The organism is Streptomyces sp. LS-MS-L19 (assembly GCF_058382285.1).
The window spans coordinates 8,598,325-8,623,915 of the sequence record NZ_JBYCLL010000001.1; the positions used below are offsets into that span (position 1 = coordinate 8,598,325).

A 25,591-nucleotide genomic window follows, 5' to 3' on the forward strand; every position below is an offset into this window, starting at 1 on the left:
GAGGGCACGTGGCGATCAAGAGGCGGCCCTGGGCGTGGGCGGTGGCACCGCTGGCGCTGGCCCTGCTGGCCGCGACCGGCTGTGACAGCGGCACGCCGGAAGCCGACGCGAAACCGGCCGCCGTGCCGACCACGTCCGGGGCCCGGTCCGAGTCACTGGCCCGGGTGTGCGCCAACCCCGCGGCCGGGCCGGCCAAGGCACCCGCGGGCGCGGTGACGGTCGACCCCGGGAAGGTCGGCGACCTCGCGGCCAAGACCAAGAGCAGCCCCCCGAACACCACGTTCTGGCTGCGGCCGGGCACGCACCGGCTCGACCCGGACCGCTTCGCCCAGGTCGTCCCCAAGAAGGGGGACCGCTACCTCGGTGCGCCGGGCGCGGTGCTCGACGGCGGGAAGAAGAACCAGTACGCGTTCAGCGGCAGCGCCCCCGACGTCACCATCCGCCACCTGACCGTGCAGCGCTTCGCGGCGCCGTCCGACGAGGGCGTGGTCAACCACGACTCGGCCGACGGATGGGTGATCGAGGACTCGACGATCCAGGACAACGACGGCGCCGGGCTGATGGCCGGAGCCCGTCAGCAGGTCCGCGCCAACTGCCTGCGGAACAACGGCCAGTACGGCATGAACGCGTACAAGGGCAACGGCCGTATCACCGGCCTGGTGGTCGAGGGCAACGAGATCGTGGGCAACAACACCGGCGACTGGGAGCGGCGCAAGCCGGGCTGCGGCTGCACCGGAGGCATCAAGTTCTGGGAGGTCGACGGCGCCGACGTACGGGGCAACTGGGTGCACGACAACCGGGGCACCGGGTTGTGGGCGGACACCAACAACAACGACTTCCTCATCGAGAACAACGTGATCGAGGCCAACGACGGTGCCGCGCTGATCTACGAGATCAGCTACAACGCGATCATCCGCAACAACACGATCCGGCGGAACAACTGGGTCGAGGGCCGCAAGGCCGCCGACAAGGGCGACAGCTTCCCGTTCGCGACGATCTACCTGTCCGAGTCGGGCGGCGAACCACGGGTCAAGGCGCGCACCGACAAGATCGAGATCTACCGGAACCTGCTGGAGAACAACTGGTCCGGGATCACCCTGTGGGAGAACGCCGACCGGTTCTGCAACAGCCCGGCCAACACCTCCTCCGGTGACTGCACGCTGCTGGTGAAGAAGACCGGCAGCTGCGCGAAGCCGGCGATCGACAAGGCGCCGCTCTACGCCGACTGCCGGTGGAAGACCCAGCGGGTGGACATCCACGACAACCGCTTCGTGCTCGACAAGTCCGTCGTCGACTGCACGACGAAATGCGACCGCATGGCGGTGCTGTCCAACTACGGCACCTATCCGGACTGGTCGCCCTACAAGGGCGAGAAGGTGGCCGACGCGATCACGCAGAAGCAGCACAACCGCTGGCACGACAACGTCTACGTCGGACCATGGACGTTCGTCGCCCACGACCCGGCCCGCGTGCTCGACTTCCCGCAGTGGCAGGGCACGCCGTACCGGCAGGACACGGGCAGCACCCTCGACTCCGACCCGAAGGCCGGTGGTTGAGATGGAGACAGAGCGCACACCGAAGATCGTCGGGGTGGTCTGGGGACTGCTGATCCTCAACACGCTCGGCTCCGCCGGGGCGAAGACCATCGTCCCGCTGCCCCGCTCCCTCATCCAGATGGTCACCATGGGCGCGCTGGTCGCCGCGTTCGCGCTGGCGCTCGCGGTCAATGCCCGACTGCGTGTCCGGCCCAACGCCTACGTGTTCCTGCTGACCCTGCTCCTGGTGACGAGCGTGATCTCCAGCGCTCACCTGGAGTCCGGGTTCGGCGCGCTGTTCCGCTGCTTCCGGCTGACGCTCTTCGTCGGCACGCTGTGGCTGCTCAGCCGCTGGTGGGACGGCAGCCTGACCTTCGTACGGCACCACATCCGGATGTACTTCGCGGTGCTCGGGTCGGTGGCCCTGGGCCTGGCCATCTCACCCGGCGCCGCCCTGCCCGACCTCTACGGCGGGCGGCTGGTCGGCGCGCTGTGGCCACTCACCCCGCCGCAGATCGGCCAGTACGCCGCGGTGATCGTCGGGCTCACCGTGCTGCTCCTCCTGGGCCGCCGGACCGACCGGACCAGTGCGGCGGTGGTCATCGTGCCGTCCCTCGTCCTGCTCGCGCTGACCCACACCCGGACGGCCACGCTCGGCCTGCTCATCGGGCTGGTGCTGGCGATCGGCTCGCTCCTGCTGACCAGCGCCGCGGCCCGCCGCTTCTTCACCTGGGCGGTGGTGTGCGGCACGGTGGCCGCGGTGGGGTTCGCCGGCGCGCTCCAGGCGTGGTTCCTGCGCGGACAGAGCAAGGACAACTTCTCCAGCCTCACCGGTCGCGCCAAGGTCTGGGACGCCCTGCTGGCCGCGCCCCGGACCACCGGGGAGAAGTGGTTCGGCGTGGGCCTGGGCGACAAGTCGTTCGGCGGTCTGCCGATCGACAACAGCTGGCTGGCCGTCTACAACGAGCAGGGCCTGATCGGCGTCGGCCTCGTGGCGGCGTTCATCATCGTGCTGGGCGGCGTCGCGTTGCTCCGGCCGCCGTCGCTCCAGCGGGCCTGCGCGATCTTCCTGATCAGCTACTGCGCGATCGCCTCGTACACCGAGGCCGGTCTCGGCGACGCCTCGCCGTATCTGCTGCATCTGGCCCTGGCCGTCTCGCTGTTGGCGGCTCCTGCCGAGGCCGGCCCGCTCGCGGCGCCGGCCATTCCTCGACAACACGTCCCGCGCTGGGCCAAGAGATCGGAGGTGAGGTGAGCATGCACGTCCTCGTGGTGCACAACCGCTACGCCTCGGCGCAGCCGAGCGGCGAGAACAAGGTCGTCGACCAGGAGGTGCGGCTGCTGCGCGACGGCGGCCACCGGGTCGAGTTGTTCGAGCGGCGCAGCGACGACATCGGCGCCATGTCCCTCCTCGCCAAGGTCGCGGTGCCCCTGCGGGTGCCGTGGAACGCGGCGGTCCGCAGGGAACTCGCCGACCGGCTCCGCACCGAGCGCCCGGACGTCGTCCACGTCCACAACGTCTTTCCGCTCCTGTCGCCCGCGGTGCTCGCCGCCTGCGCCGACGCCGGCGTGCCCGCCGTGGCGACGCTGCACAACTACACCCAGGTCTGCCCGCCCGGCACCCTGCAACGGGACGGCAAGCCGTGCACCGAGTGCGTCGGGTCGACCCCGCTGCCCGCCGTCCGGCACGGCTGCTACCGGAACTCCCGCCTCGCGACCGTGCCGCTCGCGGTCAGCCTGTCGGCCAACCGGCGGCGGTGGTGGTCCGGCGTGGAGCGCTTCCTCTGCATCTCCGCCGCGCAGCGGGACGTCCTGGTGAGTGCCGGGATGCCGGCCGAGCGGCTGGCGGTGAAGCACAACTTCGTGCCCGACCCGGACGCCCGCCGCACGGACGCCGGCGAGCACGTCCTGTATCTCGGCCGGCTCGCGGAGGCCAAGGGCGTACGGCTGCTCATGGCCGCGTGGGACGAGCTCGCGGCGGGCGGCGGTGTGGGAGTACCGCTCGTGATCGCCGGCACGGGACCACTGGAGGCCGAGGTCACCGCCTGGGCGGCGGGCCGGGACGACGTCCGGTACGTCGGCCTGTACGACACGGCGGAGTGCCAGAAAGCCATCGCGCGGTCGGTCGCCGTGGTGGCTCCCTCCACGTGGCTGGAGGCGTTCGGCCTGGTGGTCGTGGAGGCGATGGCGGCCGGGGTCCCGGTCGTCGCCGCCGGCCACGGCGCCTTCGTCGAACTCGTCGACGACGGGGTGACCGGGCTGCTGCACCGGCCGGGCGAGTCCGCCTCGCTCGCGTCCTGCATACGCACGATCGCGGCCGAACCGGCCCGCAACCGGGAGATGGGTGAGGCGGCCCGGCGCCGTTACGAACAGGGTTTCAGCCCGGCGGTCGGCCTCGACCGCCTGGTTGACGAGTACCGCACCGCGATCGCGGGTCGGTCAGTACTGACTCGCGGCGGGGACACCCGCGCGAGCTGGGGGGATGGGAACAGCAGATGACACGATGCCGACTGTGCGGCTCGGAAGCGATGGCGAGCGTCGTCGACCTCGGAGCGACGCCACCATGTGAGAGCTTTCTCGCCGCGGACCAACTGGACCAGCCCGAGCCCGCCTACCCGCTGCACCTTCAGGTCTGCACGGACTGCTGGCTCGCGCAGATCCCGCCGCTGATCACGCCGGAGGAGACGTTCAAGGAGTACGCCTACTTCTCCTCGTTCTCGACCTCCTGGGTGGAACACGCGCGGACCTTCGTCGCCGGTGCCGTGGAGCGGGCGGGACTCGACGCCTCCGACGCCTTCGTGGTCGAGGTCGCGAGCAACGACGGGTACCTGCTGAAGCACGTCGTGGACCGCGGGATCCGCTGCCTGGGCATCGAGCCGTCGGTCAACGTCGGCGCGTCGGCACGGGACAAGGGCGTACCCACGCTCACCGAGTTCCTGAGCCCGGAGACCGGCGCGGCCGTCCGCGCCGAGCACGGCCCGGCCAACCTCGTCGTCGCCAACAACGTGTACGCGCACATCCCCGACGTGATCGGCTTCACCCAGGGGCTGCGCGCCCTGGTCGCCGACGACGGCTGGGTCTCCATCGAGGTGCAGCACCTGCTGACCCTGATCGAGGACAACCAGTACGACACGATCTACCACGAGCACTTCCAGTACTACACGGTCGCCTCCGCGATCCGGGCCCTCGCCAGCGGCGGACTCACGCTCGTGGACGTGGAGTTGCTGCCCACGCACGGCGGCTCCATCCGGCTGTGGGCCCGCCCGGCCGAGGTGGCCGGCGAGCCGAGCGAGCGGGTGGCCGACGTCCTGGCCCGTGAGAAGGCCGCCGGCCTTCAGGAGCTGTCCGGCTACACCGAGTTCTCCGCCCGGGTGGCCAAGGTGCGCCGGGACCTCCTCAAGTTCCTGATCGAGGCGGCCGAGCGGGGCGAGACGGTCGTCGGCTACGGCGCCCCCGGCAAGGGCAACACCCTGCTCAACCACTGCGGCATCCGGCCCGACCTGCTCGCGTACACGGTCGACCGCAACCCCTACAAGCACGGCAGGTTCACGCCGGGCACCCGCATCCCGATCCTCGCGCCCGAGCAGATAGCCGCCGACAAGCCGGACTACGTGCTCGTCCTCCCGTGGAACCTGCGGGCCGAACTCACCGAGCAGCTGTCCTACGTGCACGAATGGGGCGGCCGGCTGGTCTTCCCCATCCCGGAACTGAGTGTCGTCGAAGGCGCGTCCCGAAAGGTCACAGCATGAAGGTCGTTCTGTTCTGCGGCGGTTACGGGATGCGGATGCGCAACGGAACCTCCGACGACGTGCCCAAGCCCATGGCGATGGTCGGCCCCAGACCCCTGATCTGGCACGTCATGCGCTACTACGCGCACTTCGGGCACAAGGAGTTCATCCTGTGCCTCGGGTACGGTGCCCACCACATCAAGGACTTCTTCCTCAACTACGAGGAGACGACGTCCAACGACTTCGTGCTGCGCAAGGGGCAGACCGAGCTGCTGTCCACGGACATATCCGACTGGACGATCACGTTCGCGCAGACCGGCATCGAGTCGCCGATCGGGGAGCGGCTGCGCCGCGTGCGGCACCACCTGGACGGCGACGAGATGTTCCTCGCCAACTACGCGGACGTCCTCACCGACGCCCCGCTGCCCGAGATGATCGAGAAGTTCTCCCAGCGCGACGCCGGTGCCTCGATGATGGTCGTGCCGCCCCAGTCCTCCTTCCACTGCGTGGAGTTGGGCGAGGACAACCTGGTCGGCGGCATCACCGCGGTGAGCGACATGCCGCTGTGGGAGAACGGCGGCTACTTCGTGCTCCGCCAGGAGGTCTTCGACCACATACCGGAGAACGGTGACCTGGTGGCCGACGGATGCGGCCAACTCGCCAAGCGCGGGCGGCTGGTGGCGCACCAGCACCGCGGCTTCTGGAAGCCGACCGACACCGTGAAGGAACGGGCCGCGCTGGATGCCGCCTACGCCCAGGGCGACCGCCCGTGGGCCGTGTGGGAGCGCGACGACACCGGGGTGCACGCGTGATCCGACTCGGGGCCGGGGCCCCGGAGAGGATCGTCGCCGTCGGCGCGCACTGCGACGACATCGCCATCGGCGCCGGCGGCACGCTGCTCGCCCTGTGCCGGGCGCGGCCCGGACTCCGGGTCGACGCGCTGGTGCTCTCCGGCGGCGGCACCGAACGCGAGCAGGAGGAGCGGGCCGCGCTCGCCGCCTTCTGCCCCGGCGCGGACCTGCGGCTGACCGTGCTCAAACTGCCGGACGGACGCATGCCCGTGCACTGGGACGAGGCCAAGGCCGCCGTGGAGGAACTGCGCGCGCAGACCGACCCGGACCTGATCCTTGCCCCCCGCACCGACGACGCGCACCAGGACCACCGCGGCCTGGCGCAGCTGATACCCACCGCCTTCCGCGACCACCTCGTGCTCGGCTACGAGATCGTCAAGTGGGACGGCGACCTCGGCCGGATGACGGCGTACCAGCCGCTGCCGACGGAGATCGCCGAGGAGAAGGTACGGCTGCTGCAGGAGCACTACGCCTCGCAGCGCCACCGGCCCTGGTACGACCGGGAGGCCTTCCTCGGCCTCGCGCGGATCCGCGGCATCGAATGCCACGAGCGATACGCCGAAGCGTTCGCCGTCACCAAACTCACGCTCAACCTGGGGGGTTGAACCCATGCGCGTACTGCTGACCGGACACCAGGGATACCTGGGAACCGTCATGGCCCCGGTCCTCGCCGCCGCCGGGCACGAGGTCGTCGGCCTCGACTCCGGCCTGTTCGCCGACTCCGTCCTCGGCGAGACACCCGCCGACCCCCAGGGGCACCGGGTGGACCTGCGCGACGTCACGGCCGAGCACGTGGCCGGGGTGGACGCCGTGATCCACCTGGCCGCCCTGTCCAACGACCCGCTGGGCTCGCTGGCACCGGAACTCACCTACGACATCAACCACCACGCGTCCGTACGGCTGGCCCAGCTGGCCCGTGACGCCGGAGTGCGGCGCTTCCTGTACGCGTCCACCTGCTCGGTCTACGGCGCCGCGGGCGGCGACGACCTGGTCGGCGAGGACGCCCCGCTGCGCCCGGTGACGCCGTACGCGGAGTCCAAGGTGCGGGTGGAGGACGACCTGCACGCGCTCGCCGACGACGACTTCACCCCGGTGTACATGCGCAACGCCACCGCGTTCGGCTACTCGCCCCGGCTGCGCGCCGACATCGTGCTGAACAACCTGGTGGGCCACGCGCTGCTGTCCGGCGAGGTGCTGGTGCTCTCCGACGGCACCCCCTGGCGCCCGCTCGTGCACGCCGCGGACATCGCCCGGGCCTTCACGGCCGCGCTGACCGCACCGCGCGAGGCGGTCCACGACCGGGCGTTCAACATCGGCAGCGAGACCAACAACGTCACGGTCGCCGAGATCGCCGAGCAGGTCGCCGAGGCCGTACCCGGCGCCAAGGTGCGGATCACCGGGGAGAACGGGGCCGACCCGCGCTCCTACCGGGTGGACTTCTCCCGGTTCCGCGCCGCGATCCCCGGCTTCGACATCGAGTGGTCGGTCAAGCGCGGCGCGCTCGAACTCGCCGACGCCTACAAGAAGTTCGAGCTGACCAAGGAAGACTTCGACCAGCGCTTCACCCGGCTCGCCGTACTGCGCGCCGCGTCCGAGGCCGGCACCGTCGACGACACCCTGCGGTGGCGCCGATGACCGATGTCGGCGAGGAAATGCACGCCCTGGTGGAGCGGCTGTACCCGCTCTGCCGGAGCATCACCGGCGACGGTGTCCGGGCCACCCTGGACATCGTCGGCGAGTACATCCCGCTCCAGGTGCACGAGGTGCCGACCGGGACGCAGGTGCTCGACTGGACGGTGCCGCAGGAGTGGAACATCCGCGACGCGTACGTCGCCGACAGCACCGGCAGGCGGGTCGTCGACTTCGCCGAGTCCAGCCTGCACGTGCTCGGCTACAGCGTCCCGGTGTCGGCGACCATGCCGCTGTCGGAGCTGCGCCCGCACCTGCACACCCTGCCGGACCAGCCGTCCTGGGTGCCGTACCGCACCAGCTACTACAAGCCGGAGTGGGGCTTCTGCCTGGCCCAGGACACCCTGGACGCCATGCCCGACGGCGACTACGAGGTCCGCATCGACTCCACCCTCGCCGACGGCCACCTCACCTACGCCGAGCACGTGGTCCCCGGCCAGGTCGCCGACGAGGTGATCGTCTCCTGCCACACCTGCCACCCGGCGCTGGCCAACGACAACATGGCCGGCGTCGCGGTGGCCACGTACCTGGCCCGGGAGCTGGCGCAGCGGACGCCGTACCACACCTACCGGTTCATCTTCGCGCCCGGCACCATCGGGGCGATTACCTGGCTGGCCCGCAACGCGGAGCGGGTGGAGCGGGTCAAGCACGGCCTGGTGCTGGCCTGCGCCGGCGACCCGGGGCAGGTGACGTACAAGCAGAGCCGGCGCGGCGACGCCGAGATCGACCGGGTGCTGCGGCACGTGCTGACCACCTCCGAACGGCCGCACCAAATCAACGAGTTCACGCCGTACGGCTACGACGAGCGGCAGTACTGCTCGCCCGGCTTCAACCTCGGCGTCGGCTCGCTCACCCGGACCCCGTACGCGGGCTACCCCGAGTACCACACCTCGGCGGACAACCCGGACTTCGTGTCCCCGGAGGCGATGGCCGACACCCTCGCCGTCTGCCGCGAGGCGTTCGCCGTCCTGGACCGCAACCGGCAGTACGTCAACCTCAGCCCGTACGGCGAACCGCAGTTGGGCCGTCGTGGGCTGTACGACGCGCTCGGCGGCCGCAGCGACACCAAGCAGGCCCAGATGGCCATGCTCTGGGTGCTCAACCTCTCCGACGGCGACCACGATCTGCTGGACGTCGCCGAGCGGTCCGGGCTGCCCTTCGACACCGTCGCCGGCGCCGCCGACGCACTGCACGAGGCAGGTTTGATCAAGACATGACGTCCATGCCCGTCGAGGGGGAGGGCCCCCAGACAGTGGCGCCCCCGGCCCGGTCCGCCAAGCGGGCCCTGGTCGGCCGGCTGTCCTGGGGACTGGCCGACCAGGCGGCCTCCAGCATCAGCAACTTCGCGGTGGGCATCTACGTGGCCCGCTCGCTGGGGGTCACCGCGTTCGGCGTGTTCAGCCTGGCCTGGGTCACCTACGGCGTGGTGCTGAACGTCTCCCGCGGCCTGACCACCGATCCGCTCATGGTGCGCTTCAGCGGCGTGCCGGAGGCCACCTGGCGCGGGGCGGTGGCCCGGTCGACGGGTACGGCACTCGGCGTCGGCACCGCCATAGGCGCGGTGTCCCTGGTGGCCGGACTGGCTCTCGGCGGGCGGCTGGGGCCCGCGTTCGCCTGCCTGGGCGTCATGCTGCCGGGGCTGCTGCTCCAGGACGCCTGGCGGTTCTCCTTCTTCGCCGCGGGCAACGGGCGCAAGGCCTTCCTCAACGACGTCGTCTGGTGCGTGGCACTCGTCCCGGCCATGGTGGCAGCGGCCCATGTGGACACCGTGGCCGCGTTCGTGCTGGCCTGGGGCGCGTCCGCCGCGGTGGCCGCCGCGTACGGCTGCCTCCAGTCCGGCATCCGGCCCCGGATGACCAAGGCGCGCGGGTGGCTGCGCGAGCAGCGCGACCTCGGCTACCGGTACCTGGTCGAGAACGTCAGCCTCAGCGGCGCGAGCCAGCTGCGGGCCTACGGGCTCGGCGCGATCGTCGGGGTCGGCGCGGTGGGCGCCGTGCGGGGCGCCGAGCTCCTGATGGGCCCCTTCCTCGCCGTACTCATGGGACTGTCGCTGGTCACCGTCCCGGAGGCGGCACGGGTGCTGCGGCAGTCCCCGCACCGCCTCGGCACGTTCTGTCTCCTGCTCGGCGGCGGACAGGCCGCCGCCGCTCTGCTGTGGGGCGGCTCGTTGCTGCTGCTGCCGAACCGGATCGGCGACCTCCTGCTCGGCGGCGTCTGGCACTCCTCCTCGCATCTCATCGTGCCGATCACCCTCAGCGTCGCGGGTGCGGGCCTCGGCACCGGCGCGGCGGCCGGGCTGCGCGCCCTCGGCGCCGCCCGGCGCAGTCTGCGCTGCCAGCTGTTCGCCTCCGCCTTCTACGTCGGCGGCGGACTCGGCGGGGCCGCCCTCGCCGGCACGGTCGGCTCGGCGTGGGGCGTCGCCGCCGCGACCGTCGGCGGCTCGGCCGTGTGGTGGCTCCAACTGCGGTCCGCCCTGCGCGAGCACCGCCACAACCCCATCCCCGAAGTGAGGACCTCATGACCTCCCAACCCAGGCTGAGCATCGGCCTGCCCGTGTACAACGGCGAGGAGTACCTGGCCGAGTCGCTCGACGCGCTGCTCGGCCAGACCTACGAGGACTTCGAGCTGGTCATCTCCGACAACGCCTCGACCGACGGCACCGAGGACATCTGCCGCAAGTACGTCGCGCAGGACTCGCGCATCAGGTACCTCCGGCTGCCCCGGAACATCGGCGCCACCCCGAACCACAACCGGGTGCTCGACGAGGCCCGCGGCGAGCTGTTCAAGTGGGCCTCGCACGACGACCTCTACGGCCGCGACCTGCTGCGGCGCTGCATCGAGGCCCTGGACGAGCGGCCGGACGTGATCCTCGCCCACACCGACCAGGCGGTCATCGACGGCGACGGCCAGGTGAAGGTCCCCTACGAGTACACGCTCGCCACCGACTCGCCGCACGCGCCGGACCGCTTCCGCAGTCTGCTGTTCGAGCCCGGTGGCGACGACTTCTACGGGGTGATGCGGACCGACGTGCTGCGCCGGGTGAAACCGATGGACAGCTACCACCACGCGGACCGCACGTACGTCGCCGAGATCACCCTGCACGGGCGCTTCCACCAGGTGCCGGAACTGCTGTACTTCCGCCGCGACCACCCCACCCGCGCCGAACGCGCGAACCCGTCCAAGCGGTCCCGGTGCGTCAACCTGGACCCGCGCCGGGCGGGCCTGCTGCACCCGACGCCCCGGCTGCTCGCCGAGTACGTCTGGGGCTTCGCCTCGGCGATCCGCCGGGCCCCGCTGTCCCCGGCCGACCGGCGTGAGTGCTACCGCCACCTGGCCGCGTGGATGACCAGCCGGGTCCGCCCGGGCGCCGGTGAGCGGGTCGAGGACCGTGCCCCGGTCGACCCGGCCCAGCTGACCGTCTCCGTGGATGCCCTCGTCGCCGGCCGTGAGGGGAAGCGGGCATGACACCGACGGACGAGACCCCGGCGCGTGTCGGGGTGTTCGGCCTGCTCGGCTCCGGCAACCTCGGCAACGACGGGTCGCTCGAGGCTGTCCTCCAGTACCTCCGGGCCGAGCATCCGGAGGCGGTCGTCGATGCCCTGTGCGGCGGGCCCGAGGCCGTCACCGCCCGGTTCGGGATCCCCGCGACCCGGCTGCACTGGTACCGCGGGGAGTACCGGACCGCGTCACGCGCGCGGGCGATCGCCGGCAAGGCCGTGGGCAAACTCGTCGACCCCTTCCGCACCGCCGCCTGGGTGCGCCGCCACGACGTGGTGATCGTGCCGGGCATGGGCGTCCTGGAGGCCACGCTGCCGTTGCGGCCCTGGGGCTTCCCCTACTCGCTGTTCCTGCTCTGCGCGAGCGGCCGGCTGCTGGGCACCCGGGTCGCGCTGGTCAGCGTCGGCGCCGCCGGGATCAGGAACCGCCCGACCCGGGCCCTGGTGCGCTGGTCGGCACGGCTCGCCGCGTACCGCTCGTACCGGGACGCCCAGTCCCGCGACGCGATGCGGGCGATGGGCGTGGACACCGCGCACGACGAGGTCTACCCGGACCTCGCGTTCTTCCTGCCGTCGCCGCGGGCGAGCGAGCCCACCGGCACACCGGGTCCCGTCTGCGTGGGCGTCATGGACTTCCACGGCGGCAACGACGACCGCGCCCGGGCCGAGGAGATATACCGGCGCTACCTCGACGGGACGATCACCTTCGTCCGCGCACTCGTCGAGGAGGGCCGACCGGTCCGGCTGCTCACCGGCGACGAGTGCGATGAGTCGGTGGTCGCCGCGATCCTCGACGCCGTCGACTCACCGCTGGTCACCGCCGCCGAACCGGCCTCACTGGCCGACCTGATGAACGAGATGGCGGCCGCCGACGCCGTGGTGGCCGTCCGCTACCACAACCTGATCTGCGCGCTGAAGACCGGAACGCCCGTGCTCGCCCTCTGCTATGCGGCGAAGAGCGAGGTGCTCATGGACCGGATGGGCGTCGGCACGTACTGCCACCCGGCCCGCGAGGTCGACGCCGACCGGCTGCTCGAGCAGTTCCGGGACCTGGAGAAGCACGCGGCGGAGGTACGGCGGACGCTCAGCGAGCGGAACCGGGTCGCCGCGCAGCAACTCGCCCAGCAGTTCACCGCCTTGACCACGACCCTGTTCCCGGCGAACTCCCACGCCCACGTCCCGCGGAAGGCCCGATGAAAGCGACTGAAGTCCCGGAGATCGCCGGCGCGTACCTGTTCGAGCCGACCCCGCACTCCGACGAACGCGGCTTCTTCTGCCGCACCTTCGACGTCGACGTGGTCCGCTCGGTGGGCCTCGACCCGCACGCCTTCGTCCAGGACAGCGTCTCCCGCTCGGTCCGGGGCGTGCTGCGCGGCCTGCACCTGCGCTCCGGGGCCGGCGAGGCCAAGCTGGTGCGATGCTCGTACGGGCAGATCTTCGACGTCGTCGTGGATCTGCGGCCACAGTCGCCGACGTACCGGAACCGGGCCTTCTTCGAGCTGTCCGGCGAGACACAGAAGAGCGTGTACATCCCGGCGGGATGCGCTCACGGCTTCCAGGCTCTTACCGAAATCACAGATACCTCTTACCGTATCGACCGTGAGCACGATCCGTCCGAGGACGTGACGATCGCCTTCGACGACCCGGAACTCGCGATTCCCTGGCCGCTGCCGGTCACATCGATGTCCCAGCGCGACCGGGAGGCACCGAGCCTCGCCGAGGTCCTGAAGCACATGGAAAGGTGAAGTCGGCTTGCACAGCGAAGACTTCCAGCTGCCCCGGTCGCGTGCGGCCAACGAACGGCTCCACGCCCTGATCCCCGGCGGCGCCCACACCTACGCCAAGGGCGACGACCAGTACCCCGAGGACCTGGCGCCCGTCATCAGCCACGGCCGCGGTGCCCACGTGTGGGACGTCGACGGCAACCGCTACATCGAGTACGGGTCCGGCCTGCGGTCGGTCAGCCTCGGCCACGCCCATCCACGCGTGACCGAGGCGGTGCGGCGGGAGATCGACCGCGGCAGCAACTTCGTCCGGCCGTCCATCGTGGAGGCCGAAGCCGCGGAACGCTTCCTGGCCACGGTGCCGACCGCCGAGATGGTGAAGTTCGCCAAGAACGGCTCCGACGCCACCACCGCCGCGGTACGCCTCGCCCGCGCCGCCACCGGCCGCCAGCGGGTGGCCCTCTGCGCCGACCATCCGTTCTTCTCCACCGACGACTGGTTCATCGGCACCACACCGATGTCCGCCGGCATCCCGGCGGCGACCAACGAGCTCACCGTGGCGTTCCCCTACGGGGACCTGGCCGCCACGGAGGACCTGCTCACCCGGTACCAGGACGACATCGCCTGTCTGATCCTCGAACCCGCCACCCACACCGAGCCGCCGCCCGGGTACCTCGCCGGACTGCGCGAACTGGCCGACCGGCACGGCTGCGTACTGATCTTCGACGAGATGATCACCGGCTTCCGCTGGTCCGAGGCGGGCGCCCAGGGCCTGTACGGCGTCGTCCCCGACCTCTCCACCTTCGGCAAGGCGCTCGGCAACGGATTCGCCGTCTCCGCACTGGCCGGGCGCCGCGAGCTGATGGAGCGCGGCGGTCTGCGGCACTCCGGCGAACGGGTGTTCCTGCTGTCCACCACCCATGGCGCGGAAACGCACTCGCTGGCCGCCGCGATGGCCGTGCAGGGCGTCTACACCGAGGAGGGCGTCACCGCGCGGCTGCACGCCCTCGGCGAGCGGCTGGCCGCCGGTGTCCGCGACGCGGCGGCCGGTATGGGCGTGGGCGAGCACGTCGTCGTCCGGGGCCGGGCCAGCAACCTGGTCTTCGCCACGCTCGACGAGAACGGACAGCCGTCGCAGGAGTACCGCACGCTGTTCCTGCGCCGGCTCCTCGCGGGCGGGGTGCTGGCCCCGTCGTTCGTGGTGAGCAGCGCGCTCAGCGAGGCCGACATCGATCACACCGTCGACGTGGTGGCGCAGGCGTGCGCGGTGTACCGGAAGGCACTGGACGCCGCCGACCCCTCGCCCTGGGTGGGCGGACGACCGGTGAAGCCGGTGTTCCGTCGCCTGGTGTGACGTGACGTCAGCGTGGCTCGGGCCGACCGGCGCTCTCCAGCCGGTCGGCCGCCCGGTCGACCAGCCACGCGGTCGCCGGAACCACCGCCAGCGCGGTGCACCAGCCGCCGAGCGCGTCGGTCGGGTAGTGCGCGCCCAGGGCGACCTCGGCCCAGCCCATCGCGGCGCCGGCCAGGAGTGCCACGCAGAGCACGAGTGACGTGCCGGCCGTCCTGCCGAGGCCGAGCCGGTCCGTCGCGAGCAGCGCCAGGACGACGCCGAGTGCGGTGAAGAAGGTGGTGTGCCCGCTCGGATAGGACAGGTTGTCGGGGCCGTGGATGGTGCGCCCCACCAGCTGCTTGAGCAGCGTCGTGGTCCCCACCGCCAGGGCGACACCGGCGACGGCGAGCACCGCGGCGCGTGGACGGCGAAGCAGCAGGCAGCCGGCCACGACGACCCCGACCAGCGGCACCGAACCGGCAGGCTCTCCCAGGAAGTCCAGAGTCAGGGCGACGGGCCGCCACGGAGGCCCCACACTGTCGGCCGTCGGCGAAACGATCCACCTGTCCACCCTGCCGGGTTGGCTGTGGCCGGCGTACATCGCCCCGGTCACCAGCACCACCAGCGCGGCGAGGACGGCGACCAGCCCGAGCGGCGTGCGCAGCGCCGGGGGCAGCGCCGGGAGCGTCGGTCTGCCCGTCACACGCCCACCGCGTCCACGGCCCGAAACGCATCCCGGACGCGGTCCGCCTTGCTCTTGATCTCGTCCGTGATCACGATCGACACGGTATCGGACCGCACAGACGTCCGATACCGCAACGTGGACGAACAGGACACACAGCCCGTGTTTCGGCTGGAAACGGACGTCATTCGCGCTCGACGAGACAGCCGTCCCGCTCGTCGTGCAGCGCCCCCGTCTCGGGGCACTCCCAGACCCCCGGCTCGCCCTCCCGCTCGACCAGTCGTACGCCGGCCCGCCCCACCCAACCGATGCGGCGCGCCGGAACACCGGCCACCAGCGCGTGGTCGGGCACGTCCCGGACCACCACGGCACCCGCCGCGACCATCGCCCAGCGGCCGATCCGCACCGGCGCCACACACACCGAACGGGCCCCGAGGGACGCCCCTTCGGCCACCTCCACCGCCACGGCCTCCCAGTCGCCGCCGCGCTTCACCCTGCCCTGCGGGTCCACCGACCTGGGGGAGCGGTCGTTGGTGAGGACCGCGGCCGGGCCCACGAACACCCCGTCGCCGAGCACCGCGGGCTCGTAGACCAGCGCGTGGTTCTGGAGCTTCACGCGGTCACCGATCCGCACCCCGGGGCCGACATAGGCGCCCCGGCCCACGACACACCCGCTCCCCAGCCGGGCGTCCTCGCGGATCTGGGCCAGGTCCCAGACCGTCGTCCCCTCGCCGAGCACCGCGCTCTCGTCGACCTGGGCGGTCGGCAGCACCGTGACCGCCACCGGATCGCATCCCTCAGGACAGGCGGGGATCGACATGGATCTTCGGACCCGGACCGGCGCCGGGGGGCCGCTCGCCCGCGAGGACGGGCCCGATCGCCTCCAGCGCTACGGTCGCGGCCACGAGCGGCCTCGGATCGACGGCCTTCTCGGCGTACGCCGTGATCGTGGCGTCGAGCCCGGGGGAGGCGGAGAGGACGCCGACCGCGGTCACGTCCTTGAGGACCAGCGCGCGGGTGTCGATCCGGCTGGGCTCACCGGCCAGCCCGATGTACACGAGCCGCCCGCCCGGCTCCACCAACTCCTGGGCCAGGGCGGGCAGATGGACCGCGTTGGTGGCGTCCACGACCGCGTCGAACGGCAGGTCCGGCAGCGTGTCCTCACGCCAGGCGTCCGGGAAGCCCAGCGAGCGCGCGAAGACGAGGGAGTCCTCGGTGGCGCCCATCAGGTGCACCTCCGCCCCGGCGGCCCGCGCGAACAGGGCGACCAGCAGACCTATCGTCCCCGGCCCCAGCACCAGAACCCGGTCCCCGGGCCCGGCCCCGGTCGCCCGCGCGGCCCGCAACGCGTTGCCGCCCGGCTCGACCAGCGCGCCCAGCTCCGGGTCCACGGAGTCGGGCAACGCGTGCAACGAGCCCGCGGGTACGGCGAGTTGCTCCGCCAGAGCACCCGCACGGCCGCCGCGGATGCCCACCTCCTCCCGCTTCTCGCAGATGTGTTGGAGCCCCCGCCGGCAGCGCCGGCAGCTCCCGCAGCCGAGCATGGTGTCGCCCATGACCCGCCGTCCGGTCCAGCCGGGATCGACCCCGGCGCCCACCGAGCGCACCCGGCCGGCCCACTCGTGGCCCAGCCGCATCGGATAGCCGGCGTGTCCCTGGTGCAGATAGGTCATGTGCCCCGTGAAGAACTCCAGGTCGGTGCCGCACACCCCGACCCGCTCGACGTCCACGACCACCTCACCGGGCGCTGCCACCGGTTCCGGCACCTCCTGGACGGCGTACTCGCCGGGGGCCGTGAGCACGAACGCACGCATCAGAAGGGCTCCTTCAGGGGGCCGAGTGCCTCGCGTATCTCCTCCACGGCGTCGACCAGCGCCCGCAACGGCGTCCGGTACGCCAGCGCGCTGACACTCACCGCCCCGGAGGGAACCACGGGCGAGGTGCCGTACACCGGCAGGGCCAGACAGTTGACGCCGATCTCGTTCTCCTGGTCGTCCAGGGCGTACCCCCGCTCACGCGTGGCCCGCAGCTCACCGAGCAACTCCTCGGCCGTGCACGGCGTGCGAGGCGTCCGTCGCTCCAGGGGCACCGCACCGATCCATCGCCGTACGGCGTCCAGGGTGCCCAACTCGTGGGCGAGCAGCGCCTTTCCGACCGCGGTCGCATGGGCGGGGTTGCGGCCGCCGACCGTGGAGGTGAGCCGGACGGCTCCGGTGGGGGGATCGACCTTGGCGCGGTAGACGACCTCGCGCCCGTCCAGGACGGCGTAGTGGGCCGTCTCGCCGAAGCGGGCGGCCAGCGTCTCCAACAGCGGCCGGACACGGACGTGTTCGGGACGGGCCTCGTGATGGGCGAAGGCCATCCGCAGGAACTCGTCGCCCAGCAGATAGCGACCGCGGCCGTCCTGCCCCGCCAGACCGGCTCGACGCAGGGCGGCCAGGGCCCGGTGCACGGTCGGCTTGGGGCTGCCGATGATCCGGGTGAGTTCCTCGAGCGCCACCCCGTCCGGATGCCGGGCGAGTTCCTTGAGCACGGCGAGCACCCGGTCCGAACCCACGACACGGTCGCCCTCCGCGCCTGCCGTGACGGGGGCTGTCGAAGCGTGGAACGGCTGCGTATGCTGCATCGTGTTCCGGATAGTAGACCGATGTACCGATTACCGGAAAGAGCCGAGCGATGGGCCTTCGCAGCGCACAGTGGTACGCGGGACAGGACCGCAACGCCTACATCCACCGGGCCTGGATGCGCCGGGGTGTACCGGCCGACGCCTTCACCGGCCGCCCCCAGATCGCCATCGCCAACACCGCCTCCGACCTCACGCCGTGCAACGCGCATCTGAACGAGGTCGCCCGGTCCGTCCGTGACGGGGTGTACGAGGCGGGCGGCATCCCCCTCGACCTGCCCGTGGTGTCGCTCGGCGAGACCAACGTGCGGCCCACGGCGATGCTCTGGCGCAACATGGCGGCGATGGCCACCGAGGAGATGCTGCGGGCCAACCCCCTTGACGGGGTGGTCCTGTTGGGCGGCTGCGACAAGACGATCCCGTCCCTGCTGATGGCCGCCGCCTCCGTCGACCTGCCCGCCGTGGTCGTGCCCGGCGGCCCCATGCTCACCGGCACCTTCCGCGGCACCCCGCTGGGCTGCGGCACGGACGTGTGGCGGCTGTCGGAGGAGGTGCGCGCCGGGACCCTGTCCCAGGAGCAGTTCACCCGCTCCGAGTCGTCGATGATCCGCAGCCGCGGGCACTGCAACACCATGGGCACGGCCTCGACGATGGCACTGGTCGCCGAGGCCCTGGGCACGGTGGTCCCCGGGGTGGCCGGGACGCCCGCTCCGGACAGCCGGCTGCTGGAGGCCGCGCACGGCACCGGACGTCTCGCGGTGGAGCTGGTGTCCGGCGACCGCCGCCCGAGCACCTTCCTGACCAAGGGGTCCTTCCACAACGCGATCGTGGCGCTGGCCGCGATCGGCGGCTCCACCAACGCGGTCGTCCATCTCCTCGCCATCGCGGGCCGGTTGGGCGTCGAGCTGACCCTGGACGACTTCGACCGCATCGGCTCCCGGGTGCCGGTCCTGGTGGACCTCCAGCCCGCCGGACGGTTCCTCATGGAGGACTTCCACCGCGCGGGCGGCCTGCTCGCCGTGCTCCGCGAGGTCGCCGACCTCCTGGACCCGGACGCGCTGACCGTCACGGGCAAGCCGCTGGTCGACCATCTCACCGACGCCCCGATCTGGGACGCCGAGGTGATCAGGACCCGGGCCCGGCCCCTCGTCGAGGAGGGCGGCATCGCCGTCCTGCGCGGCAGCCTCGCCCCCGACGGAGCACTGATCAAGCCCGCGGCCGCCTCACCGCACCTGCTGCGGCACCGGGGGAGGGCCGTCGTCTTCGACAGCATCGAGGACTTCCACGCCCGCGTCGACGACCCCGACCTGGACGTCGACGCCGACTCCGTCCTCGTCCTGCGCGGCTGCGGCCCCAAGGGCTACCCGGGCATGCCCGAGGTGGCCAACATGCCGCTGCCCACCAAGCTGCTGGAGCAGGGCGTGCGGGACATGGTCCGGATCTGCGACGGCCGGATGAGCGGCACGGCGTACGGCACGGTCGTCCTGCACGTGGCCCCGGAAGCCGCGGCGGGCGGCCCCCTCGCCCTCGTGCGCACCGGTGACGTCATCAGCCTGGATGCGGAGGCCCGCCGTATCGACCTGGAGGTGCCGGCCGCCGAACTCGCCGCCCGCACCCCGAACCCGGCCACCCTCGAGGGCTTCGCCGACCCGCGGCGGGGCTGGGAACGGCTGTACGTCGACCATGTCCAACAGGCCGACAAGGGAGCCGACCTGGACTTCCTCGTCGGCTCCAGCGGCTCGGAGGTCAGCCGCGAGTCGCACTGACCGTCGGCGTCTTCCTGGGAAGGCCTGATCGTCGTCGTGGGCGCGTGCTCACCGACGACCTCTCACGGCCGCGGCCAAGGTGAGTCCGGCCGTGAGCGACTGTTGCCGATCGAGGTCGGCCGTGCCCCGGTCAGTGCCGGCGCGGGCGGGGCAGCAAGGCGAACGCGGTCTCCGCGATCGAGGTCAGGCGTTCAGCGCTGTGGCCGTACGCGCCCACGACATCGCTCCCGCGGATGACGGTCAGCAGAAGGTAGGCGAGGTCGTCGGGGTCCGCGTCGGGGTCGATGTCCCCGTTGCGCTGCGCCGCTCGCACACAGTCGGCCACCGCCGCCCGGACCACGGAGAAGCATTCGCCGGCCAGGCGCTTCACCTCGGCGTCGGAGGCGCCGATCTCCAGGGCCATCTTGGCGGCGAAGCAGGCCGACCCCGCCCGGTCGGAGGCGGGGGGCACGTCGGCGGCGAGTGGCACTCCGTGGACGGCGCGCAGCAGGTATGCGTGCAGTCGTTCCAAAGCGCCCTCGTCCGGTCCGTCGAGCATCTTGCGCGGCCCCTGCGCCAGCCGGGCGAAGTAGCCGCCCATCGCCTCCAGCAGCACGCCGTGCTTGCCGTCGAACGCGGCGTAGAGGCTGCCGCGGCCCAGGCCGGTGGCGGCGCTGATGTCGTCGACGCTCGTGCCGTTGTAGCCCGAGGCGCGGAACTGCCGCTCGGCGGCATGCAGGACGTGGTCGCGGTCGAAGCTTCGTGGTCTGGCCATGCATAGAAGGTAAAGCCGACCTGCCCTTCTTGACAACTCAGTACAGAACTCTCTGAGTTTCCGTTCAGTGCGTAACCGCTCTGGGCTCGTGTGGGCCATGCCCACCACCCAAGGAACCACCATGCGGACAGTTCCCCGAGGCGGATCCCGTCTCGTGGACGCCCTCTTGACGTGCGCCCCGGCCCGATCGACACTCCAATCGGAAATCCTAGTGAACAGGTAGGGAAACATGGGGCGCCTTGAGTCGTCGGCCACCGGCCGAGTGCACCGTACGTCTCAGCCCTCGCCCCTTCTGACCTCCCGCCGTCACATCGATCTGCTGCGGGTCTGCAGCGCGATCAGGCCCCTGGGCTGAACCCGGCCGCACCCACCCGTTCCGCACCCGAACGGCACACTCCTGCCGCCGTGCACGGGGACGGCCGCCCGCTCCCGCCCGACGTCGCTTCCGCCGCGCGTACGTCTGCGCCCGAACCCCGGGGAGACCCATGTCCGTGACACCGCTCGCCCACGTCCCCACCACCCAGCCGAGCCCCGCCTTCCGCGGCCGGATCGGCCAGGACGCGCGCAGTGGGCACTACGCCGTGCCGCGCCGCTACCGGCTCCATCTGGCTACCGCCTGTGCCGACGGCCTGCGCATCGCCGTCGTGCACGGCCTGCTCGGCCTCGACGACATCTGTCCCGTGACCTTCCTGGACCCGGTCCCCGACTGTCCCGACGGGGGACATTCCGCACTGCGCCCGCTCTACGAGGCCAGCGCGCACCGGTACACCGGCGCAGCCACCGCCCCGGTGCTCAGCGACGACTGGTCGGGGCGGATCGTCAGCACCCACGCCGCCGACATCACCCGCGACCTGGCCCGCCACTTCGGCTCCGGCCGTCCGGCGCTGTACCCGTGCGGGGCCCAGTCGGAGACCGAGGCCGTCGAGCGGATGTGCCGGGGCATCGGCCAGGCCGCCCAGCGTGCCGGATCGGCGGGCGGTGCCGCGGCGCAGCGGGCCGTCGAGCTGGAGCAACTGCTCGACTCCCTGGGTGCCTTGGAGCGCCGGCTCGTCGGTCGGGAGTACCTGATCCGGGATCACATCACGGCCGCCGACGTCGAGTTGTGGGTCGCACTGGTCCAGCTCGACACCGTGCACCGCCACCACCTCGACGCCTCCGCCGTCCAGCGCATCGCCGACCACCCCACCCTGTGGGCCTACGCCCGCCGCCTGGCCGCCCACCCGGCCTTCGGCGGCAACCTCGACCTCGACGGCATCGCCCGCCGGCACCACGCCCGCTGTCAGGGCCTGGAGGCCGCCGGGGCCGCCGTACAGATCCTGGACTGGGCCGCGCACCGGGCCGTGCCCGCTGTCGGGGCTGACGTCCTTACCCAGCCCCCGCGTTCCTGACCCGCACCGCGCCCGCGGTACGGCGTCTACCGCCCAGCCCCCGATACCCGTGCGTCGCGTACTGCCGCCGTAGTGCGCCGTGCCCCGCCGATAACCGACGCCCCGTCAAAATGACGCGGTCTCCAAGTCCGGGGTCAACCCGCCCGGTCTGCCGCTGACCAACTCCTTACACCCCGTCAATCCACATGTCAACCGCACACGTCGACCTGAAAGGGGACTCCGCCGCCTTCGTGGCCCAGCACACCGAAGTCCGCGGAGGCGGCCCCTCCCTGAGACCCACCGCACCGGACACCTCCGCCCTCGACAACGCCGTATGGGCTGCCCTCGACGGGCCGCACGAACGCGTCGGCCATGCCGCCCGCTACCCGGCCGACGACTACCTACATCGCCATCCGCGACCGCGGCCGTCTCATCGCCCTGGCAGGCGAGCGGCCCGGCCACCCGGCTGGACCGAGATCAACGCCGTCTGCACGGACCCCGCCCACCGGGGCCGGGGCCTGGCCGCCCGCCTGGTCCGCAGCCCGGGAACAGCGCACGGGTCGGCCGTCGGTCACCCCAGGTCGCCTTCCGTGAGGCCCTCGCGTCACTCCTCCCAGTCGAGTTGATGCTCGGGCGTGCCCACCGACCGCCCGTACGCCACCGCTTCTGCGCGGCCGCGCTCGTCGCCGCGCCGATAGCGGAACACCTTCCCGGCGAACACGACGACGCGCTCGTCCCCGGCGACGAAGTCGGCGTACCAGCCGAGTTCCGGCTGCAACGCGCCCGCCAGCGCTTCCGCGAGCGCACCGACGTCCTCACCGTCGCTCTCCCACTCGACGAGGGTCCACACCGTCGGCTGGGCAGCGCTCACCCCGACCGGCTCGACCCTGCGCACCCTCCGCAGCCGCAGTCCGCGCGGCTCGAACACCGCATCGGTCCGCAGGCTCTCGCCGATGACGTATCCGCTGATCACGTGCTGTCTCCCTGCTGATCGGGGGCTTCCCGGGCGACGCTACGGCGGGATGGCTGACATCCTGTGTCAGCCATACATCGATGAGGTGATCGCCCGATGCGAGCGGACCGGCTGCTGGCCCTCCTGCTCCGTCTCCAGTCCCGTGGGCAGATGACGGCCCGTCAACTCGCCGCGGAACTGGAGGTGTCGGTCCGCACCGTCTACCGGGACCTGGAGGCACTGAGCGCGGCGGGCGTACCGGTGGTGGCGAACGGTGGCCCGGGCGGGGGCTGCCGTCTCATGGAGGGCTGGCGCAGTCCGCTGCTCGGCATCAGTGCGGAGGAGGCGACGGCCCTGCTCGCGGTTGCCTCCGGCAGCGGCCCGCTGGAGCGCATCGCGCTGGGCGACGCGCTCGCCCAGGCCCGCCTGAAACTCCTCGCGGCACTCCCGGCGGCGGGCCGCGAGCAGGCGGACACGACCGCGAGCCGCTTCCACATCGACACCCAGGCCTGGTTCAAGCCGCCCGAACCGGTCCCGCAGCTGGCCGTGCTGGTGGACGCCGTACGGCAGGACAGGCGCCTGCGTCTGACGCTCGCGAGCCGCACGGGCCTGACGCGGGCGGTGGACCCTCTGGGCCTCGTCGCCAAGGCGGGCGTCTGGTACCTGGTCGCCCGGACCGACCGGGGCATCCGCACGCACCGGGCGTCGAGGATCACGGCGGCGGAGCTCCTGCCGGAGTCCTTCGCCCGCCCCGCCGACTTCGACCTGTCGGCCTACTGGGCGGCTTGGACCGCCGAGTTCGAGGCGAGTCTGGACCAACTCGCCGTCACCGTACGGCTGTCGGCGGCGGGCCTGGCGGCACTCCCGCAGGTGCTCGGCGACACCGCGTCGGCGGCATGCGCGACTCCTGACCCGGAAGCACCCGACTGCCACCGCCTGGTCCTCCGCTTCGACGACCGGAAGGCCGCCTGCCGTCGCCTGCTCGGCTTCGGCCCCGATGCCGAGGTCCTCGAACCGGCGGACGTCCGGCAGGAGTTGGCGGAGACCGCCCGCCGCACCGCCGCCCGCTACCGGGACCCGACCGACCCCGTGCCATGATCGGCCCATGGCTGTCCGTATCGACCGCGCCGACGTGAGCGACCTCCACCAGGTCCTGGCGGACCACGCCCGCTACTGGGGTGAGCGCGATCTGCGGTCGCTCCATCTGACGTCCCTGGTCCAGGAGTTCGGCTCCACCTGCCTGGTCGCCCGCGCCGAGGACGGCATCCGCGGCTACCTCTTCGGGTTCGTCACCCCCGACCGCACCGGATACGTCCACCTGATCGCGACCCGCGACGACACCCGCGGCACCGGCCTCGGCCGTACCCTCTACGAGGCCTTCACCGCCGCCGCCCGCCGCCAGGGCGCGATCCGCCTCAAGGCGATCACCTCGCCCGCCAACGAGGGCTCCATCGCGTTCCACCGCGCCCTCGGCTTCCAGGACCGCCTCGCCGAGGACTACGACGGCCCCGGCCGTCCCCGTGTCGTCTTCACCCGCGAACTGCCCTGACTCACCCGCGATCTGCCGCGAGGACCGCTTCGACCAGGGGGCCGGCGAGTCCTCCGGGCGCCGCCCGGCGGTGTCGACGACCAGGCGCTCCCGGTTCCACGGCTCGTACTCCCGCTCGGTGATCTGTGCCCAGTCGGGCAGCGGCAGGTCGGGGATGTCCACCGAACGTAACCCCGCGCGGCGCCGGTGCTCGTCCGGATCGGAACACATAGCCACCTGGCCGCCAGGAGCCGGGCGAGCGTGGTCTTGCCGGTGGCGGGCAGCCCGCCGAGGACGATCAGCATGCCCCTACTCGGCGCACTCGCCGCACCGCCGAACGCCGAGTGGCCGGTGCTCGTCTCCCTCCCCCGAAGGTGACGAGCACCGGCCATTTCCCCCGGCGCCGGACAGTGGTCCAGCCTCGTCCGTGTGCGATCTGTTCGTGCTGGGTCACCAGCACATGACCGCGGTTTCCCCCGAACCCCACGCGGAGTACAGGCGCACACGGACGAAGTAACGGCGGCCCTTGACGAGACGGGCCCTGAGTGTGGCGTTGTGCGGAGTGCCTCCGTCGTCCCGGCCGCAGAGGTAGCGGGCTTCCCCGTCCCGCTCCTCGAAGACCACCACGACGGTGTCGCTGTCACCGAAGGTGCCCACGGTGTACTCGCGGGTCTCCGGCGGTTCCACGGTGAAGTCGGCCTGCTCGCCCGGCCCGAGCCCGAGCGGCACGGACCGGAAGGGCACCAGCGCGGGCGGCCGGACCTGCTCGGTCGGCGGGTACCAGCGCAGGACGTACTCCTTGTCGGCGGCCGACAGGGTGCCGGGCGGGTTGAGGCCCGCGCGGAACTGCTCCGGTGCCAGGATCAGCCCCGCCTCGAAGGGGTACTCCATGATCGACTGCGGGTCCCAGACGGAGCCGTTGACCTCGTCCGGGTCGAGCTTGCGCAGGATGTTGAAGAAGGTCCGGTCCCGGCTCCAGAAGTTCGGCGGGCCCGCCAGATCGGCGTAGACGGCCTCGTCGTCCCAGTGGATCCCGGCGAACGGACTCTGGTGCTCGTGCAGCATGCCGAGCGCGTGCCCGATCTCGTGCAGGGCCGTCCCGCGCTCCCCGGGCGCGGTCAGGTCCCAGCCGAGGTTCATGGTGCGCTCGTGCACGCCGACCCGCAGGGCGTCCTTGCCCACGGTCGACCAGGATCCGTCGCCGAGCTGGAACCCGATGCGCAGTTCGGCCTCCGAACGGTCGCCGACCTCGGTGAAACGCACCCCGACACCGAGGTCCTGCCACTCCTGGAAGCACTCGCGCACCACGTCCCGCTGCTCCTTGGCGCCCACCCACGACACCCACCGGGACTGCCCGGTCCCCGGAACAGGAATGACCGACCCGTCGGTGTCGCCGTCGAAGAAGCAGTAGTGCAGGACCGTGCTGTTGACCCACATCCGACCGCCGCCGACGAGCGCGCTCAGCCGCTCGGCGGCCAGCCCCGGAGCGAATGCCGGAGCCGACTGCTGCGCGAGGGAGCAGTAGCGTGCGGTCATGGGTTTCAGCGTGCCGTCGGGCGTCC

The 25,591-nt window shown here is 71.9% G+C and carries 26 protein-coding genes; 19 read left to right on the forward strand and 7 right to left on the reverse strand.

Annotated features, from left to right (window positions below):
• The first annotated feature begins 8 nt into the window (after positions 1-8).
• Genes AC2XR2_RS38285 through AC2XR2_RS38345 form a run of 13 tightly spaced genes read left to right on the forward strand, consistent with a single transcriptional unit; the run spans position 9 to position 14,378 of the window.
• A complete protein-coding gene (locus tag AC2XR2_RS38285; protein WP_381295881.1) occupies positions 9-1,556 on the forward strand; it encodes a right-handed parallel beta-helix repeat-containing protein in 1,548 nt (515 codons plus the stop codon).
• Position 1,557: 1 nt separating this feature from the next.
• Complete coding sequence (locus tag AC2XR2_RS38290; protein WP_381295883.1) at positions 1,558-2,790, forward strand: O-antigen ligase family protein; 1,233 nt, start codon at positions 1,558-1,560, stop codon at positions 2,788-2,790.
• Positions 2,791-2,792: 2 nt separating this feature from the next.
• Entirely contained in the window at positions 2,793-4,034 is a 1,242-nt protein-coding gene (locus AC2XR2_RS38295; RefSeq protein WP_491517599.1) for a glycosyltransferase, read from the forward strand.
• Positions 4,031-5,284 carry a class I SAM-dependent methyltransferase gene (locus tag AC2XR2_RS38300; RefSeq protein ID WP_491517600.1) on the forward strand — a complete coding sequence of 418 codons (1,254 nt, stop codon included), beginning with the start codon at positions 4,031-4,033 and terminating at the stop codon, positions 5,282-5,284. Before AC2XR2_RS38295 ends, AC2XR2_RS38300 begins: the two co-directional genes overlap by 4 nt.
• Positions 5,281-6,075, forward strand: a complete 795-nt coding sequence (locus AC2XR2_RS38305) for a sugar phosphate nucleotidyltransferase (RefSeq protein WP_330263074.1) — start codon at positions 5,281-5,283, stop codon at positions 6,073-6,075. Before AC2XR2_RS38300 ends, AC2XR2_RS38305 begins: the two co-directional genes overlap by 4 nt.
• Positions 6,072-6,719 carry a PIG-L deacetylase family protein gene (locus AC2XR2_RS38310; protein WP_381295888.1) on the forward strand — a complete coding sequence of 216 codons (648 nt, stop codon included), beginning with the start codon at positions 6,072-6,074 and terminating at the stop codon, positions 6,717-6,719. The genes AC2XR2_RS38305 and AC2XR2_RS38310 overlap by 4 nt, the downstream gene beginning before the upstream one ends.
• Positions 6,720-6,723: 4 nt before the next feature.
• Complete coding sequence (locus AC2XR2_RS38315; protein WP_381295890.1) at positions 6,724-7,749, forward strand: NAD-dependent epimerase/dehydratase family protein; 1,026 nt, start codon at positions 6,724-6,726, stop codon at positions 7,747-7,749.
• Positions 7,746-9,020, forward strand: a complete 1,275-nt coding sequence (locus AC2XR2_RS38320) for a DUF4910 domain-containing protein (RefSeq protein WP_491517601.1) — start codon at positions 7,746-7,748, stop codon at positions 9,018-9,020. Before AC2XR2_RS38315 ends, AC2XR2_RS38320 begins: the two co-directional genes overlap by 4 nt.
• Positions 9,017-10,324, forward strand: coding sequence for an MATE family efflux transporter (locus AC2XR2_RS38325; protein WP_381295893.1), 1,308 nt, complete (start codon positions 9,017-9,019; stop codon positions 10,322-10,324). Before AC2XR2_RS38320 ends, AC2XR2_RS38325 begins: the two co-directional genes overlap by 4 nt.
• Complete coding sequence (locus AC2XR2_RS38330) at positions 10,321-11,268, forward strand: glycosyltransferase family 2 protein (protein ID WP_330263069.1); 948 nt, start codon at positions 10,321-10,323, stop codon at positions 11,266-11,268. The genes AC2XR2_RS38325 and AC2XR2_RS38330 overlap by 4 nt, the downstream gene beginning before the upstream one ends.
• Positions 11,265-12,497 carry a polysaccharide pyruvyl transferase family protein gene (locus AC2XR2_RS38335; RefSeq protein WP_491517602.1) on the forward strand — a complete coding sequence of 411 codons (1,233 nt, stop codon included), beginning with the start codon at positions 11,265-11,267 and terminating at the stop codon, positions 12,495-12,497. Before AC2XR2_RS38330 ends, AC2XR2_RS38335 begins: the two co-directional genes overlap by 4 nt.
• Positions 12,494-13,045: a dTDP-4-dehydrorhamnose 3,5-epimerase family protein gene (locus AC2XR2_RS38340; RefSeq protein WP_449350401.1), complete on the forward strand. Its 552-nt coding sequence runs from the start codon at positions 12,494-12,496 to the stop codon at positions 13,043-13,045. Before AC2XR2_RS38335 ends, AC2XR2_RS38340 begins: the two co-directional genes overlap by 4 nt.
• Before the next feature lie 7 nt (positions 13,046-13,052).
• Entirely contained in the window at positions 13,053-14,378 is a 1,326-nt protein-coding gene (locus AC2XR2_RS38345) for a glutamate-1-semialdehyde 2,1-aminomutase (protein WP_491517603.1), read from the forward strand.
• A gap of 7 nt (positions 14,379-14,385) precedes the next feature.
• Here the strand turns inward: AC2XR2_RS38345 and AC2XR2_RS38350 are convergent, their stop codons facing one another.
• The 4 genes from AC2XR2_RS38350 to AC2XR2_RS38365 form a co-directional block, all read right to left on the reverse strand.
• Positions 14,386-15,060, reverse strand: a complete 675-nt coding sequence (locus tag AC2XR2_RS38350; RefSeq protein WP_491517604.1) for a phosphatase PAP2 family protein — start codon at positions 15,058-15,060, stop codon at positions 14,386-14,388.
• A gap of 163 nt (positions 15,061-15,223) precedes the next feature.
• Positions 15,224-15,823, reverse strand: a complete 600-nt coding sequence (locus tag AC2XR2_RS38355) for an acyltransferase (RefSeq protein ID WP_491517605.1) — start codon at positions 15,821-15,823, stop codon at positions 15,224-15,226.
• A gap of 13 nt (positions 15,824-15,836) precedes the next feature.
• Positions 15,837-16,853 carry a zinc-dependent alcohol dehydrogenase gene (locus AC2XR2_RS38360; protein ID WP_491517606.1) on the reverse strand — a complete coding sequence of 339 codons (1,017 nt, stop codon included), beginning with the start codon at positions 16,851-16,853 and terminating at the stop codon, positions 15,837-15,839.
• Positions 16,853-17,665, reverse strand: coding sequence for an IclR family transcriptional regulator (locus AC2XR2_RS38365; protein WP_491517607.1), 813 nt, complete (start codon positions 17,663-17,665; stop codon positions 16,853-16,855). Before AC2XR2_RS38365 ends, AC2XR2_RS38360 begins: the two co-directional genes overlap by 1 nt.
• A 50-nt stretch (positions 17,666-17,715) precedes the next feature.
• Between AC2XR2_RS38365 and AC2XR2_RS38370 the strand changes: the two genes are divergently transcribed.
• Positions 17,716-19,428 (forward strand): IlvD/Edd family dehydratase, encoded by a 1,713-nt coding sequence (locus AC2XR2_RS38370; RefSeq protein ID WP_491517608.1) that lies wholly within the window; start codon positions 17,716-17,718, stop codon positions 19,426-19,428.
• 130 nt (positions 19,429-19,558) lie between these two features.
• Here AC2XR2_RS38370 and AC2XR2_RS38375 read toward each other — a convergent pair whose 3' ends face one another.
• Positions 19,559-20,182, reverse strand: a complete 624-nt coding sequence (locus AC2XR2_RS38375) for a TetR/AcrR family transcriptional regulator (protein ID WP_449349343.1) — start codon at positions 20,180-20,182, stop codon at positions 19,559-19,561.
• Between the two features lie 229 nt (positions 20,183-20,411).
• On the opposite strand from AC2XR2_RS38375, the gene AC2XR2_RS38380 reads away from it, so the two are divergent.
• From AC2XR2_RS38380 to AC2XR2_RS38390, 3 genes are all read left to right on the forward strand, one after another.
• A complete protein-coding gene (locus tag AC2XR2_RS38380; RefSeq protein ID WP_330263046.1) occupies positions 20,412-20,537 on the forward strand; it encodes a putative leader peptide in 126 nt (41 codons plus the stop codon).
• Positions 20,538-20,667: 130 nt separating this feature from the next.
• Positions 20,668-21,570, forward strand: a complete 903-nt coding sequence (locus tag AC2XR2_RS38385) for a glutathione S-transferase C-terminal domain-containing protein (protein WP_449350393.1) — start codon at positions 20,668-20,670, stop codon at positions 21,568-21,570.
• A 185-nt stretch (positions 21,571-21,755) separates the two neighbouring features.
• The gene (locus tag AC2XR2_RS38390; protein WP_491517609.1) at positions 21,756-22,175 is read left to right on the forward strand and encodes a GNAT family N-acetyltransferase; all 420 of its coding nucleotides are present in this window, start codon (positions 21,756-21,758) and stop codon (positions 22,173-22,175) included.
• Here AC2XR2_RS38390 and AC2XR2_RS38395 read toward each other — a convergent pair.
• Complete coding sequence (locus AC2XR2_RS38395) at positions 22,154-22,522, reverse strand: hypothetical protein (protein ID WP_491517610.1); 369 nt, start codon at positions 22,520-22,522, stop codon at positions 22,154-22,156. The genes AC2XR2_RS38390 and AC2XR2_RS38395 overlap by 22 nt on opposite strands.
• Positions 22,523-22,618: 96 nt before the next feature.
• Here AC2XR2_RS38395 and AC2XR2_RS38400 point away from each other — a divergent pair, with 96 nt between their 5' ends.
• Together AC2XR2_RS38400 and AC2XR2_RS38405 are read left to right on the forward strand one after the other, a co-directional pair.
• On the forward strand, positions 22,619-23,599 hold the full coding sequence (locus tag AC2XR2_RS38400; protein ID WP_491517611.1) for a helix-turn-helix transcriptional regulator: 981 nt from the start codon (positions 22,619-22,621) through the stop codon (positions 23,597-23,599).
• Between the two features lie 7 nt (positions 23,600-23,606).
• Positions 23,607-24,050 carry a GNAT family N-acetyltransferase gene (locus AC2XR2_RS38405; RefSeq protein ID WP_491517612.1) on the forward strand — a complete coding sequence of 148 codons (444 nt, stop codon included), beginning with the start codon at positions 23,607-23,609 and terminating at the stop codon, positions 24,048-24,050.
• Positions 24,051-24,479: 429 nt separating this feature from the next.
• Here the strand turns inward: AC2XR2_RS38405 and absR1 are convergent, their stop codons facing one another.
• Positions 24,480-25,565, reverse strand: a complete 1,086-nt coding sequence (gene absR1, locus AC2XR2_RS38410) for a beta-glucuronidase AbsR1 (protein ID WP_491517613.1) — start codon at positions 25,563-25,565, stop codon at positions 24,480-24,482.
• Between the last annotated feature and the right edge of the window lie 26 nt (positions 25,566-25,591).